The following is a 14,610-nucleotide window of genomic DNA, read 5'->3' on the forward strand; positions in this document are numbered from 1 at the left end:
CGCCGGTGCCGGAAACGTCCGCGCCCAATAGCGCTGCACCGACTTCAGACTGCCGGAATAGCCGTGCTCGCGAACCAGCCAATCATGCAACGCCGCGATGTTGACCGCGCCATCGCCGCAGGCACCGCGCCACTGCGCAATCGCCTCGGCATGCCCGACCGCCTTGGCAACCTGCCGGCTCCGTCCGTCCACCGCGCCCTCAGCGCGCCGACGGCGGTGGTAGCGAACCGCGCCTTCCGTCACTCCCAGCAGGCGCGCCACCGCGCTCTGCGTCTGCCCTTGCTTCAACAGCACACTCATCGCCTTCAATGCCTCTCTATCGAGACAACCCATCGTCCTCTCCCGGAAGACCATCCGCCGGGAAATCGATCAGGCCAAGGCGACACCTCGTAAAGCTGGATGTCGCCTTACGGCTCCTGTGAACTGTTCTTCAACANATTGGGATCGTCGATCTCGTAAAAGCCAAGATTCTGCCGCGAATAGGTCAGCGTCCCACCCGACAGTGCCTAGCCCACCTTATTCATGAGCCTTCCTGTCAGGGCGTTGCCGATCCGGCATTGCGGTTTGGCGACGGACACGGAACGCAGTTTTTGGTGGCGCGGGGAACGGCGCNCTAGCGGACATTGAGCGACAACTTTAGGAAGGGAGTGTGACAACACACCTCTTCACATTTGTTTGCGAGTTTAGGGGCGCGACGAGTGTCTCGCAGGTCCGTGCGCCCAACCAAAACGATGCCGTTTGCGCATGGGCTGGGAAGCTCCGAACAGAGCGTCCGTTTGGCGAAGCTTCTTCGGAAATTGCCAAGACGGCTGAAGCGGATTTGGCCGAGTTTCCTCCGGTCGCTCTTGAGGGCGTTTCAAAGGTCTGGTGCATCGCTGGCAATTGTGGTGGAGACCTAATGCTCGCCAACATCATTGAAACAGTTTCGCCGTCGAACGGCAGCTAACAACCCGATTGTGTTGAAAAACTCGGCCTTGCAACGGCGCTAAANACCCGCAGCTCAGCCTGCGCCCGGCCACGCCGGATGACTGGCCAACCCTGTTCGCTGCCGCCGGCGATCCCGGCATCTGGGCCGGCCATCCGGCGCATGATCGCTGGCAGGAACCGGTGTTCCGTGCCTTTTTCGACGATGGCCTCGCCAGCGGCGGCATGCTGGTTGCCGAGACGGCGGACGGCGCCATCATCGGCTCGTCACGCTTCGATTTCAGCCGGGCCGGCCCCGGCGAGGTGGAGGTGGGCTGGACCTTCCTGGTGCGCCGCCATTGGGGCGGCAAGGCCAACCATGTCATGAAGGCGCTGATGGTCGGCCATGCGCTGCAGCAGGTGGAGCGCGTGATCTTCATGATCGGGGAGACCAACCTGCGCAGCCGCACCGCCGTCACCCGCATCGGCGCCGCGCTGCAGGATCGCACCTCGACCGTCCAGCTCTCCACCGGGCCGGTCGTCCACCTTTTCTACGCCATCGATCGCGCCGGCTTTGCCGCCGGGCCGCTGGCGCCGCACTGGGCGCAGCGGCTGGCCTGAGATCCTCCCCAAACCACGGGGTGGATCTGCGGTTCGCCAGCGCCGCTGCTCAGTTCACATCCACCAGATTGTCGTCGGCATTGCGGTCGACATATTTGGCATAGGGGTCGATGCCCGCCACGGTCGGCTTCACCTTGCTGATCAGCACCAGCGTCTGCTTGCCGGATGTGACCGGCAGCCGGGTCATCGCCAGCACGTTGCGGGCATCAAAGGCCCCCTGCCCCGGCTTGGCCGTGAACAGGCCGACATCGATGCTGTCGGCCAGCGGGGCGGCCGTTTCCACGCCCTTGCCATCGGCATGATACTTGGCGGCATCCACCACCAGCCTGGTTTCCCAGCGGCCATCGGGCAGCTGCCGCGTGGTGGCGCCGGTCGCCTTCAGATCAAATACGGTGATGCGTTCCAGAAGGTCGCTGACCAGTTCGCGTTCCTGGTCGTTGCGCGCCAGGCCCTTGAAGCCATCGGCCAGCACCTGCGGCGACATGAAGGGCGGGCCACTGAAGCGGTAGCGGCGGAACAGATCGGCCAGCATGGCATTGACCCGATCCTCGCCCAGCCGGTCCTGAAGCAGATAGAGGACCACGCTGCCCTTGCGATAATGGATATAGCCCTGGTTCTCCACCTTCACCAGCGGCAGCTCCTCGATGGCTTCGTTGCCGCGGTTGCGCAGATAATTGTCCAGCTCATATTTCAGGAAGCGCCGCATCTTGTCGGGGCCATAGAGCTGCTTCATGACCATCAGCGCCGAATATTGCGCCATGGTCTCCGTCACGAAATTGGCACCCTGTGTGTCGGCCGGCACGATCTGATGGCCCCAATATTGGTGCCCCAGCTCGTGCGCGGTGATGTAGGTGACATAGTCGATCTTGTCCGGCTCCGCCGCGTTGGCCAGAAAGCCGATGCCTTCGGAATAGGGCACCGTGCCGGCAAAGGCCTGGGCAAATTCGGCATAGGCCGGAAATTCGATGATCCGGGCATGGTTGAACTGGTAAGGCCCGAAATTCCGGGTGAAATAGGCCAGGCTCTTCTGCATGGCGCTGATCATGCGGGCGGTGTTCCAGCCATGATCGGGATGGTGGAACACCGAAAGCGGGATGCGGCGGCCATCGGCCAGCGTCGCCTCACCCTTGGCCTCGGCATAGCGCGCCGACTGCACCGAGAAGAAGGCCAGGATCGGCGTTTTCGACACGAAGCGGGCGGTGCGGCGGCCGCCGCTCACCGTGTCGGCCAGCTTGTCGCCCGGTGCGATCGCGGTTTGATCGGCATCGGTGATCACCGTGATGTCGCTGGTCACCCACGGCGCGTTGCTCAGATCATTGCGGCGCTGGCCCCAGGCATCGCCCAGTTTCGGCGCCCGCAATTCGCCGCTGAGGCCACGCTTGCGCCGCGTGATGCGATCGGTGAGCAGCCCCTGCCGGTTGAAGCCGATGACCGGCGCGAAATCGAAATTGTTCAGGAAGGTGCCATTCTCGATCAGCGTGCGATCCTGGCCGCGTGCCGGGAAGCCGCGATGCCAACGCTGCGTCACGAAATCGAGCGTGGTCGTCGCCCCCGGCGCCAGCGGCGTCGCAAAGCGCAGGATGGTGTAGTTGAACCTCTTGTCATCACGCTCCACCCGCGCGCCCGGCACGGCCAGCTTCATGATCCGCGTGTCGCGGTCGCCCAGAATCACGTGCAAGCTCTGGACCGGTGCGCCGGTGTCGTTGACCAGCGTGTAGCGCCCGGTTGCATCAAAGCGGCGCTGACCCGGCTTGAGGTCAACGGTCACCACGACATTGGTCACGCGCGGCTGCGGCAGCCGTTCATAGCGCAGATATTCCCGCTCCAGATCGGCCAGCCAGATCTCGCCATCGTCGCGGTTGCGATATTCGTTCAGCACATTGGTGTTGGTGTAGATGTAGGAACCGGTCGCCGCCGATCCTGCCAGCCCGGCACCAACCAGCAGCAGTGGCACGCCGCGCAGCCGGCCGGGCAACCGCGCCAGCCGGGGTTTGAGTGACACATCATTGCCGCGCCGCCACAACAGGTGCGCCAGCACCGACAGCAGCAGCGCCCAGCCGGCCCAATAGAGCCGCAGCCACCAGGCCGCCGCCCCGCCCAGCCGATCGGCATTCATGTCGGAAAACTGCACGCGCGGCGTTTCGCCATAGAGATAGAGCGGATGTTCAAAGCCCATCTGGCTCAGCACGATGCCGGCAACAAGATAGACGGTCATCAGCGCCCAGCCGACATATTTGTTGGGTGACAAGGCCTGAACGAAGACCGCCAGCACGGCGAGCAGCAGCATTTCCACCGTGAACGGCAGCGCATACCAGAGGATGTATTGGCCAAGGGCAATGGCATCGAAACCACGCAGCAGCTGCAGCAACACCGCCGCCACCACCGAAATCAGCAGCACACACAGCAGCACCGCCGAAAGCCCGAGCACCTTGGGCACCAGATAGGCCCAGTTGGGCAGCGAGGTCGCATCGATGATCTCGTGGAACTTGACCTGGCGGTCGCGCCACACCAGCTCACCGGCATAATAAATGGCGATGATGATCGGGATGATGCCGAAGCTGCCGCGCAGCTGGTCGATCAGGGCGAAGGTGGCCGGGCGCGAGGGCGTGCCATACAGCTCGCCAAAAAACCACAGCGCGCCACCGGCATTGAACAGGCCCACGATCATCAGCACGAAAAAGGCCGGGCTGCGGAACAATTGCACCATTTCAAAGCGGATGCGGCTCCACAGCCGGGCGCTGCCGGCCGCTGCCGGCCGGGTCGGCGGCAGGCTTTGCACGAGCGTGGGCGGCACGGCGGCAGCCTTGGCCAGTTTCGCATCGGCGCGGGCGGCGGCACGGCTGGAAAGCGCCTTCTGCGTGAAGGAAAAGCGCCACAGCGCAAAGGCCAGCGCCACCAGGCCCAGCCCGATCATCAACAGGCGATTGCCCAGCAACGCGCCTTCGAGGGCCACCATCTGGCTGTTGGATTCCGCCGCGGTCCAATATTGGGTGGCCACCGCGCTGGCCGCCAGGCCAAAGGGTTCGGCCCAGGCCATGATCTCGCGATATTCGGGCTTGCTCCCCACGATGCCGTTGGTCACCAGATAGGCGACAAGGAACACCACCACGCCGACATAGCTGCCCATCATCGACCGCGTGACCGTGGCCACCGCAAAGAAGATCGCCGAGGTGAGGAAGATGTTGGGCAAGGCCAGAAACGCCCAGGCCTGGGCATAATATTCAATGCGATTGGGGCCGATGGTTTCCGGATCAAGCCACGGCATCAGCGTTCCGACGAAGATGGCCAGCGGGACACAGCCAAAGGCCAGCGCCGCAGTTGCAAAGGCCCCGGTGAAACGCGCAATGAGATAGTTGAACTTCGACACCCGGGTGGCGCGCACCATCGGGCCAAAGCCGCTTTCGTCATCGCGCACCACCACATTGGCGACAAAGGCCGTGGTGACGAACATGAAGAATACCGACAGGATCAGATGGATTTGGGTGATCGCCGCCGGGCTGTTGACATGCACATTGCCACCCGATCCCATCTGGATCTCGTCAACGGTGACAGCGCCAAAGGTCATCAGGAAAAACAGCACGGAAACAACCCAGAACACCGGGTTCTTCAGCTGATACTTGAGCTCGAACAGCGCGATGGGCGCGAACATGGCGATGCTCCCGTTCAGGCGGCGGCAGCGGTGGTGGCGCGGCGGCTCTTAGCCAGCGTGGCGAAATACACGTCTTCAAGGCCGCCAGGCACCGGTTCGAAGCCGGCACCGGGATCATGATCGGACAGCACGTGCACGATGGTGCGGCCGGCGAACAGCCGGGTGGAAATCACCTCGTGGCTGGCCTTCAACGCCTCCAGTTCGTCGCGCCGGATCGTCTTGCCCCACACGCTGCCGCGCGCCCGTTCGATCAGATCAAGCGGCGCCCCTTCCAGCTGGATGCGCCCGGCGGCCAGCACCGCCATGCGCGGGCACAGATCGGCGACATCCTCGACAATGTGGGTCGAAAGGATCACCACCACATTCTCGCCAATCTCGGCCAGCAGGTTCAGGAAGCGGTTGCGCTCTTCGGGGTCAAGGCCGGCGGTGGGTTCGTCCACGATGATCAGGCGCGGATTCCCGATCAGCGCCTGGGCAATGCCGAACCGCTGCCGCATCCCGCCCGAAAAACCGGCAATCGCCTTGCCGCGCACCGCCCACAAGTTGGTCTGGTTCAGCAGCGTTTCCACCGTCGCCTTGCGGTCGGCCGCACTGGCAATGCCCTTCAGCACGCACATATGGTCCAGCATGTCGTAGGCCGAAACGCGCGGATAGACGCCGAAATCCTGCGGCAGATAACCCAGCGTCTCGCGCAGCCGTTCCGGCTCGGCGATCACGTCGATATCGCCAAAGCGGATGCTGCCTGCCGTTGGCGTCTGCAAGGTGGCGACCGTGCGCATCAGGGTGGATTTGCCGGCGCCATTGGGGCCCAACAGGCCGAACATGCCGGTGGGGATGGTCAGGTTCACATCATCCAGGGCACGGGTGCCGTTGGGATAGACATGGGTGACGCCCGACAGTTGCAGCATGGTCAAGAAACCTCCGGTGGATGCCGGCATTCTATAGCAGCTGTGTTGTTGATGTAAAGCGGTACCGGTCAGGCAGGGGCAAGCGGTGTGGGCGGGCAATAAATGGCGGCCAGGGTGGCGATCAGCTGGAGCACGGCCGGATCGGCGATGCGGTAATAGATGGTCTGGGCATCGCGCCGGGTGGACACCAGCCCTTCGGCCCGCAGCAGCGCCAGATGCTGGGACAGTGCCGATTGCGACAGCCCGACCTGCAGCGACCCGACCGACCGTTCGCCATCGCCGATCTGGCACAGGATCAGCAGCCGCCGTTCATTGGACAAGGCCTTGAGCAACCGCGCCGCCTGGGCCGCGCTGGCTTCGAATGCCGCCAGATCTCCGGTCATTTCCATTGCTGCAACCTAGGCGAGAGCGGCCGGACGGGCAAGCTGGCGCACCGGTTCAATCGTTGGCAAAGGCCGGCGCCGCATCCAGATCATCAAGGCCCATCGGCCTGCCGCCAAACAGATAGGGATAATGATATTCGCGCAAGGCCCGGTGCCAGGCCCGCACCCGCGCCCGAAAGGCCAGATCGGCGGCAACATCGCTGCCGGCCAGATGCTGCAAGGCCTGCGCCGCCTTCAACGGCGGCAACAGCCAGCCCAGGCGCTGGGCCAACGCCTCCCGCCGGGCAATGCCGGCCTCGCGCGCGGCGCTGTCGGCGGCAACAGCCAGGTCGCCCAGATGCTGGAAGGCGAAATACCATTTCCATTCAAAGGCAAGACCGGTTGCGGCCTGGCTGGCATAGGCCGGATACTGCGCCACAAAGCGCGCCATGGTCTGGGCCTTGGGCCGATCCCATCCGGCATGCACCTCCTCGCGGTTTTCCCGGGCAATGGCCGCAGCATCGGGCAGCGGCACAGCGGCATTGATCGCAAGGTGCGCCGCCGCCGGCACCACCAGCGTGATCGCAAACCACAGGCCGGCCAGCACCGCGGCCTGGGTGGCCGATGCCGCGGCCGTGCGCGCCACCGCCAGGGTGACCAGCGCCCAAAATGCCAGGCTGGCCAGCACCAGGGCCGCCGCCCCTGCCAGCCGGGCCGGTGCCGTGCCTTCGATCAGGCCGGCCGCCCCAAGCGGCAGCAGCAGCGCCAGCGCGACACCCGACACCCGCAGCAGCGCGCGCGGCGACCACAGCCGCCACCGCGCCCGGGGCAGGCTGTCGAGTGCGGCCAACCGGCCGGCTTCCCGCTCGCCCGACCAGAGATCATGCAGCAAGGCGATCAGCAGCAAGGGCGCCAGATACAAAGTGACAAAGGCAAAATCGAAGCGTCCGGCCAGCAGCAGTTCCGGGTTGGCGGCTTCATTGTCGTTGATCTGGCCTTCCAGGGCCAGGATGCGGATGCGCAGGATGGCCGGCACCGCATCACCGCGCGCTGGCGCCAAAAACGCCAGATCGCCGGGCGTGCGCCAGGCCGGGAAGTTGCGATAATAGCCGAACTCGCCTGCATCACCGTGGGCAAAGCTGGCGGTGGCGGCCGTTTCCCGCGCCTCCAGCGCCCGCACGTGGGCGATATCGGCACGGGTGCGCGCCACCTCGGCCAGGCCCAACGCCACGGCGACACCGGCCAGCAGCGCCAGCACCACCAGCCCCAGCCGTGCCGCCCCGCCGAGCAGGCGCCATTCCCGCGCCAGGCCCGCGATCATGGCTGCACCCGCCGCGCGGCCCGCGCCAGTGCCAGGGCGAGCGCGGCGCCCCACAGCAGCATCACCGCCAGGCCGGGCAGCATTGCCTGCATCCGTGCCAGCGGCGAGGGCCCGGCATGGGCAAAGGGCCGTTGCTCGGCCCAGAAACGGGCGGATATCCGGCTCTGCCGCTCGGCAATGGGATCCTTGCCCCGCGCCGCATCATCGGCCGCCTTCACCGCACGAGTGTGCAGGCCATTCAGGGACTGGATCAGGCGGTACCGATGGGCTTCGGCGGCATCGAGAAAGACAAGGTGGCTGGCCAGATCGGTGGCAGCGCCGGCCATGCTGGCCTGGGCAAAGCCGATGGCCGGGCTCAGGAGGCTGGCCATGGCCAACACCCGGTGCTGGCGCTGCTAGATGGCGGCGGCCGCGGCGGCGTGATCGGCAAAGAGCCGGCTGGTCAGCCGCTCGCCTTCGGCCGACAGCGCGCCGCGATAGTTGAAGGGCAGATCCTCCACCCGCGCCACCCGATATTGCCGCAGCAACCGCGCCTTGAAGGCGGCGAAGTGCGGATCATTGGGGTTGTGGCTGTCGCCAAGCCGGCGGAGTTCATCGTGGATCACCAGATCGGTTTCGGCCTTGGTGGGCAGCGGATGCGCCAGCCCGGCCACGCCGGCCGCCGCGCGCGGCACCAGCACCACCAGCACCGCCCAGGCCAGCACCAGGCCAAGCAGCGCCGCCTGCGCGGTGCGCGCCAGCACCGACACCAGGGTGATGCCCAACACCCATAGTGCCAGCCACAGCAGCGCCGCCAGCGCCATCACCAGCGCCACACCCGCATCCGCCGGGCTCTGCCAGGCGGCCCAGCCCAGTGCCAGCAGCGCCGGCACCGCCGCCACCCCGGCGACACCGGCCAGGGCCAGCGCCTTGCCGGCCACCAGCCGCGCCGGGGGCAGCCCCTGCGCAATCTGCTGGATCAACAGGCCGCTCTGCCGTTCCGCCACGATCATCTGAAAGCCAACGAACACCAGCAGCAACGGCACCAGCACGCGCAGCACGAAGGCCGGGGTGAGCTGGCCAAAACGGATCAGGCCCGAGGATTCGCGCGCCGCGCCCAGCGTGGTGGCGTTCTGGCGATGGCCCTCCAGATAGAGGAGCGAGCCGGCATAGGCGTCAACGCCCGGCTCGAAGGCGGCAAGGCCACTCAAGGGCCGCAGCGCATAAGTGCCATAATGCACCATGCGATGGGGATGGCGATCGGGCTGGTTGGCAAAGGCCTGGTTGGCCGCGGCCTGGGCCGTGGCGCGGTTTGCCGCGATGCGGCTGGCCTCGCTGGCACCGGTGATAGCGGCAATGGCCGACAGCATGACCAGCAGCACCAGCGCCACCACCGCCAGGCGGGAGCGCGCGAACAGCCGATACTGGGCCGAGGCCACACGCCAGATTGTCATGCCGACACAAAGCCGTTGTGCAACTGGTTGAGATCAAAGCGCGGGCTATCCGCCGCCGCTTGCCATTCCCGTGCCAGCCGGCCACCGGCCAAGAGGCCGATGCGGCCCGCCACATCGGCTGCCCCGAACAGATCATGGGTGACCATCAACACCGCCACGCCGCGCGCCGCAACGTCCGCCACCAGGACGTGAAAATCGCGGGTCGCCGCCGGATCCAGGCCAGACGTGGGCTCGTCCAGCAGCAGCAGCGGGGTCTGCCGCAGCAAGGCCAGCGCGATCCCGGTCTTCTGGCGCATGCCCTTGGAAAAGCCGCCCACCGGCCGGTCCCAGGCACTCTGGGCCAGCTTCACCGCGCAAAGCGCATCGGCAACTGCGCCAGCCGCGCGCGGCGTGCCGGCGAGATCGAGGAAATAGTCGATATTCTCCCGCGCCGTAAAACTGGGATAGAGCGCAACATTTTCAAGTAGATAGGCGGTCGCAGCGCGCACCGCATCGGGCGCGGTGGCCGGATCATGGCCCGCCACCGCGATGCGCCCACCGCTGCGCGGCAACAGGCCCAACAGGGCAAACAAGGTGGTCGATTTGCCGGCGCCATTGCCGCCCAGCAAGGCATAGACGTCGCCGGGTTCCAGGCTGAGCGACAGGCCATCCACGATGCGGCGGCCAGCGCGTTCGACCACCAGCCCATCAATGGCCAGCACCGGGGCCAGCGGGGCGGCCATCAGAACTTGAACCGAACCGCCACGGTGCCGGCGCGCGGCTGGCCCGGCTGCACCCAAAGTTGCGCGAAGCTGTTGGTGTAATAGGTGGCGTTGAACAGGTTGCTGACCTCGGCAAAAATCTCGACACGCTCGCTGATGTCGGCCCGCGCAAACAGCCGTGCCAGCGTGTAGGCCGGCAGGAAGAACTGGGTGGCGGTTTCGCCCAGCCGGCCGCCGGTGTGCTGCACGCCGCCGCCCAGGGTCAGCTTCACATCATCGGTTATCGCAATCGCCTTGGCCGCTTGCACGTTGAACTGATGGCGCGGAATGTTGATCAGCCGGTCACCCACGCGGATGTTCAGGCTGAAATTGGGATCGAGCACGGCGGCGCGGGCGGTGGCATCAACAAAGGCATAGCTCAGCAGCAGATCGACATCGCCGGGCAGCTTGCCGTTCAGATCAACCTCCAGACCGCGGCTGCGGGCCCGGCCGATCGGCACCGAAAAGCCGGGGTTGGCCGGATCGGCGGCCAGCACATTGTCCTTGGTAAGGTTGAACAGCGCGATGGTGCCGGTCAGCTTGCCGTCGAGCAGATTGAGCTTGGTGCCGATCTCGGCCGAGCGGCTGGTTTCGGGGTTGAAAATGCGCCCGGCCACATCGGCGCCGATGTTGGCGCGAAAGCCCTCGCCATAGGCGGCATAGAAGGACAGGGTGGGATTGGCTTCATACACGATGCCAGCCTGCGGCGAGAAGCGGTTGAAATCGCGGGCACTGGCCACGCCATTGGCACGATTGAGCGTGGTCAGCGAGAAATCGTCATAACGGCCGCCCAGCCGGATCTGCACGTCGCCGCCCAGATCAATCTGATCCTGGACATAAAGGCCAAAGGCCTTTTGCGTGTCGAGCCGGTTGGTCTGCGGGCCCGGCGTGGGTAGCGGGAAACGGCCATAGACCGGCGCGAAGATATCGATGTCGTTCGATTGCTGGGCGGTGGTGGTGGCGCCGATCGCTGCCGGGCGGAAGCGCAGGAAGAGCTGGCTGTTTTCGAACCGGTCATAGTCGGCGCCAAACAGCACGCGGTGTTTCAGGCCGCCGGTTTCGAGCCGGCCCTGCACTTCGCCGCGCAGCACCTGATGTTCGGCATCATAATCGCGGAAGCGGCGCTGCCGCGACAGCGACCGGCCATCGCGGCCCAGGCGCTGGCGGCTGCCGGCCAGTTCGGCTTCGGTGGAAAAGCCGGTCAGGCGCGTGTCGCGGTGCTGGCCGCCGATCAGGATCGACCAGTCCGCATTGAAGTCATGGCTCAGCTGCAGCTGGTGGCCGGTGACCTCGGCATCCAGCGGGCCGTCGCCCGGCTCGCCCAGGAAGGTGCGGCGGCTCATGGCGCCTAACTGGCCATTGATGGCAACGACACCGCGATCAAACTGCGCTTCGGCGCGGGTCAGCTCCAGCTCATAGGTCAGCGCTGTCGCCTCGCCCAGCTTGACCAGCACGGATGGCGTGAAACCCCAACGCTGGGACCGCGTGCCGCGGAAGCTGCCGGCATCCTCATAAAAACCGATCAGCCGCACGGCCGCCGTCTCGCCGGCCGCCAGATTGACATCGGCATCCACGCGCTGCCGGTCCCAGCTGCCGGCCTGCACGCCGATGGTGCCCCGCGTGTCGAAATCCGCCTTCTTGGTGACGATGTTGATCACGCCGCCCGGTTCACCCCGGCCATAAAGTGCGGCCTGCGGACCCTTCAACACTTCGATCTTCTCGACGCCGGACACATCGCGGCTGCCGCCAAAGCCGCGGCCATTGTTGTAGCCATTGACGAGATAGCCGGACGGCAGATTTTCATCCCCGGCAAAGCCGCGCACGGCAAAGGCATCCCAGAGGCCGCCGAAATTGTTCTGCCGCGCCACCGAGGCGTTGAGATCAAGCGCATCGGTGAGGCGCAGCACATTGTTGTTGTTCAGCCAGGTCTGATCGATCGTGGTGATCGCGGCCGGGGTTTCCTGCACCGTGAAATCGCCGCGATAGGGCTGGCGGCTGGCGGTGACGGTGATTTCCGCCGCGGCATCGCCGCCGTCATCGGCTGCCGCCGCCAGGGCCGGCATCGCCGTGCCCGCCAACAACAGCATCATCATGGTGCGAATCATGCCAACCCCAATCCTGTTCGGTTCTGTTCGGGCTGCGAGATACAAGATAACATCAAATGCGCAAGCCGGCAGCTGACGCGCCCGATCGAGCCTCAGGCAGTGGCACGCACCACCAGTTCGGGCGGCAGCACCAGGCTTTCCGTCTTCTCGCCGGCCAGCCGGCGCAGCAACAGGTCCACCAGGCCGCGGGCACCGGCCGCGATGTCCTGCCGGATGGTGGTGAGCGGCGGCACGGTCTGCCCAGCCAGCGGCAGATCATCAAAGCCCACCAGCCGCATGCGCTGCGGCACGGCCAGGCCGCGATCCTGCAGCGCCTTCAGGCAGGCCACCGCCAGCGTGTCGGTCGCGGCGAAAATCCCATCGATCTGGCCGGCGTGGCGGGCCAGGTGGCCGGCAATCTCATCGGGCATGCGATCAATCGCCAGATGGGTGGGGCAGGCCATGATCGGCACCCCGGCCCGTGCCGCCACATCACCGGCCCCGGCAAAGCGGGCGGCAAATTCCATCGGCTCGGTATCGCCCAGGAACATCAGGCTGGTCGCCCCGGCGGCGATCAGCTGCTGGGCCGCCAGCCGCCCGCCCAGCCGGTTGTCGGTGCCCACCACGCAATGGCGCTGGCCCTGCTGGTGGTTGCCCCACACCACCATCGGCAGATAGGCGGCGGCCGCCTCCTCGATCCGGTCGAACTGGTCCGATTGGCCGATGACGATCAGGCCGTCGACCATGCCCGAACCGGTGAAGCGGGCCAGCCAATCCTCGTCGCGATCCGGGATCACCCGGCGCAGCATCAGGTCATAGCCATGCTCGGTCAGCTCGTCGGCTAGGTGGCCGAGCAAGGTCATGAAGAAACTGTCGGAAATCTGCTGGCGCCGGTCATGGCCCAGCGGAATGGCCACGCCCACCACGCCGGTTTTCTGGCGGCGCAGGTTGCTGGCCATCTGGTTCAGTTGAAAGCCGTGTGTCCGCGCCAGCTGCTGGATGCGATCACGGGTGCGGGCGTTGACCAGTGCATTGCCGGCCAGCGCGCGCGACACGGTGCCGGGCGACACGCCGGCCAGCCGCGCCAGATCGGTGATGGTGCGCACCTGGCCATCGGCCAGCGAGGTTTCGAGGCTGTCGTCGGGCATCGCCATCAGGCCGCCTGCGTTCGTGGCAGGCGCTGGCCGGCGTCCACCAGCAGGGTGGCGCCAGCCCCGGCCAGCATCAGGCCGCCGGCCAGCAACAGCACGTTGCGCGGATCACCGCCCAGCAGCGGCCGGTAGAGCAAGGGCATGGTGAGCGTCTGGATCAACATGGGCACCACAATGAACATGTTGAAGATGCCCATGTAAATCCCGTTGCGTTCCGGCGGGATGGAATCGGCCAGCATGACATGAAGATTGCCCATCATGCCGGCCCAGCCCAGGCCAATGCCGATCATCAGGCCGAACAGCGCCAACGGTGACGAGACGCCAGGGATCATCAGCATGGCCGCGCCCGATGCCGCAAGGCACAGGGCATGCACCAGCCGCACCCCCAGCCGCCGCACCAATGGGATCAGCAGCAGCGCCCCGGCAAATGCGACCAGATTGTAAAGCGCGCCGGCCTGCTGCGCCGTCAGCGTCGCCGCACGGAAAGCCGCGCTTTGCGGATCGGCGGTGCCATGAAGGCTGCGGGCGACGGCAAAGCTGATGAACTGCCAATAGGCGAACATCGCATACCATTGGCACAACATCGGCCAGACCAGCTGTCGCATCGGCCGCGGCATGTCGCGCACGGCCGCCGCAATATCGGCCAGGGTGCCGCGCCAGCCAAGCGGCCGCGCCGCCAGCGCCGCCCGTTCGGCCGGCGCCAGCGGCAGTTCCGGCACCCGCCACACCGACCAGACAATGGTGCTGATCGACAGGATCGCGCCGATCACGAAGGCGATGCGCACCACGGCCGGGATGCCATTGCCATCCACCACATCACGGCCCACCAGCGCCGTGAGCAGACTGGGCGCCAGATAGGACAGGCATTGCGCCAGGCCGGTGAAGGCGCTTTGGGTCAGGAATCCGGTCGCGCGCTGATCCGGCGCCAGCCGATCGGCGACATAGGCGCGATAGGGTTCCATGGTGATGTTGTTGCCGGCATCCAGGATCCACAACAGCGAGGCCGCCATCCACAGCGTGGCCGAATGCGGCATGGCCAACAGCGCCAGCGAACAGATCAGCGCGCCGGCCAGGAAATAGGGTGTGCGCCGGCCCAGCCGCGACAGGGTCCGGTCACTCATCGCGCCGATCAGCGGCTGCACCAACAAACCGGTCATCGGCCCGGCCAGCCAGAGGAGCGGCATCGTCGCCTCCTCGGCCCCCAGCATGCCATAGATCGGGCCCATATTGGCCTGCTGCAGGCCAAAGCTGAACTGCAAACCAAAGAAGCCGATGTTCATTTCCACGATTCGCCACAGTGAAAGCCGTGGTTTTTCTGCCGCTTGCATGGCCACTCCTCCCCGCGTGCCGCCTCTGCCGGACTGCACTGCACTTCCCTGCCTGCCACAGAATCGGCGAAATTCAAACGTTTGCATTTTTTGTTTGCAAACGTTTGTAA

10 protein-coding genes and 1 pseudogene are annotated in these 14,610 nt (G+C 65.9%); 1 reads left to right on the plus strand and 10 read right to left on the minus strand.

The annotated features are described in order from the left end of the window. On the minus strand, nt 1-300 hold a 300-nt coding region (locus CHU93_RS16880; protein WP_133064459.1), incomplete at its 3' end, for a hypothetical protein. 705 nt (nt 301-1,005) lie between these two features. Between CHU93_RS16880 and CHU93_RS16885 the strand changes: the two genes are divergently transcribed. Then, nucleotides 1,006-1,524, plus strand: a complete 519-nt coding sequence (locus CHU93_RS16885; protein WP_094475310.1) for a GNAT family N-acetyltransferase — start codon at nt 1,006-1,008, stop codon at nt 1,522-1,524. A 49-nt stretch (nt 1,525-1,573) separates the two neighbouring features. Here CHU93_RS16885 and CHU93_RS16890 read toward each other — a convergent pair whose 3' ends face one another. The 9 genes and pseudogenes from CHU93_RS16890 to CHU93_RS16930 all read right to left on the minus strand — a co-directional run bounded on the left by CHU93_RS16890 (nt 1,574) and on the right by CHU93_RS16930 (nt 14,500). Continuing rightward, nucleotides 1,574-5,173 (minus strand): ABC transporter permease/M1 family aminopeptidase, encoded by a 3,600-nt coding sequence (locus CHU93_RS16890; protein ID WP_094475311.1) that lies wholly within the window; start codon nt 5,171-5,173, stop codon nt 1,574-1,576. A 14-nt stretch (nt 5,174-5,187) separates the two neighbouring features. Further along, on the minus strand, nt 5,188-6,081 hold the full coding sequence (locus CHU93_RS16895) for an ABC transporter ATP-binding protein (RefSeq protein WP_094475312.1): 894 nt from the start codon (nt 6,079-6,081) through the stop codon (nt 5,188-5,190). Nucleotides 6,082-6,149: 68 nt separating this feature from the next. Then, nucleotides 6,150-6,464 carry an ArsR/SmtB family transcription factor gene (locus CHU93_RS16900; protein ID WP_207759311.1) on the minus strand — a complete coding sequence of 105 codons (315 nt, stop codon included), beginning with the start codon at nt 6,462-6,464 and terminating at the stop codon, nt 6,150-6,152. A gap of 55 nt (nt 6,465-6,519) precedes the next feature. Beyond that, nucleotides 6,520-7,764 carry a DUF3526 domain-containing protein gene (locus CHU93_RS16905; RefSeq protein ID WP_133064460.1) on the minus strand — a complete coding sequence of 415 codons (1,245 nt, stop codon included), beginning with the start codon at nt 7,762-7,764 and terminating at the stop codon, nt 6,520-6,522. Continuing rightward, nucleotides 7,761-9,197 (minus strand): annotated as a pseudogene (locus tag CHU93_RS16910) (DUF3526 domain-containing protein). Before CHU93_RS16910 ends, CHU93_RS16905 begins: the two are co-directional and overlap by 4 nt. Then, a complete protein-coding gene (locus tag CHU93_RS16915) occupies nt 9,194-9,919 on the minus strand; it encodes an ABC transporter ATP-binding protein (RefSeq protein WP_165768795.1) in 726 nt (241 codons plus the stop codon). The pseudogene CHU93_RS16910 and the gene CHU93_RS16915 overlap by 4 nt, the downstream one beginning before the upstream one ends. After that, entirely contained in the window at nt 9,919-12,042 is a 2,124-nt protein-coding gene (locus CHU93_RS16920; RefSeq protein WP_165768796.1) for a TonB-dependent siderophore receptor, read from the minus strand. The genes CHU93_RS16915 and CHU93_RS16920 overlap by 1 nt, the downstream gene beginning before the upstream one ends. Before the next feature lie 92 nt (nt 12,043-12,134). Further along, complete coding sequence (locus CHU93_RS16925) at nt 12,135-13,175, minus strand: LacI family DNA-binding transcriptional regulator (protein ID WP_243375747.1); 1,041 nt, start codon at nt 13,173-13,175, stop codon at nt 12,135-12,137. After that, on the minus strand, nt 13,175-14,500 hold the full coding sequence (locus tag CHU93_RS16930) for an MFS transporter (RefSeq protein ID WP_094475315.1): 1,326 nt from the start codon (nt 14,498-14,500) through the stop codon (nt 13,175-13,177). Before CHU93_RS16930 ends, CHU93_RS16925 begins: the two co-directional genes overlap by 1 nt. Nucleotides 14,501-14,610 lie beyond the last annotated feature (110 nt).

Source organism: Sandarakinorhabdus cyanobacteriorum (genome assembly GCF_002251755.1).
Classification (GTDB): domain Bacteria; phylum Pseudomonadota; class Alphaproteobacteria; order Sphingomonadales; family Sphingomonadaceae; genus Sandarakinorhabdus; species Sandarakinorhabdus cyanobacteriorum.

Coding starts and splice junctions, on each gene's coding strand:
- CHU93_RS16915 (WP_165768795.1), bottom strand. CDS start 9,919: ATGGCCGCCCCGCTGGCCCCGGTGCTGGCCATTGATGGGCTGGTGGTC.
- CHU93_RS16925 (WP_243375747.1), bottom strand. CDS start 13,175: ATGGCGATGCCCGACGACAGCCTCGAAACCTCGCTGGCCGATGGCCAG.
- CHU93_RS16920 (WP_165768796.1), bottom strand. CDS start 12,042: ATGATTCGCACCATGATGATGCTGTTGTTGGCGGGCACGGCGATGCCG.
- CHU93_RS16895 (WP_094475312.1), bottom strand. CDS start 6,081: ATGCTGCAACTGTCGGGCGTCACCCATGTCTATCCCAACGGCACCCGT.
- CHU93_RS16905 (WP_133064460.1), bottom strand. CDS start 7,764: ATGATCGCGGGCCTGGCGCGGGAATGGCGCCTGCTCGGCGGGGCGGCA.
- CHU93_RS16900 (WP_207759311.1), bottom strand. CDS start 6,464: ATGACCGGAGATCTGGCGGCATTCGAAGCCAGCGCGGCCCAGGCGGCG.
- CHU93_RS16930 (WP_094475315.1), bottom strand. CDS start 14,500: ATGCAAGCGGCAGAAAAACCACGGCTTTCACTGTGGCGAATCGTGGAA.
- CHU93_RS16890 (WP_094475311.1), bottom strand. CDS start 5,173: ATGTTCGCGCCCATCGCGCTGTTCGAGCTCAAGTATCAGCTGAAGAAC.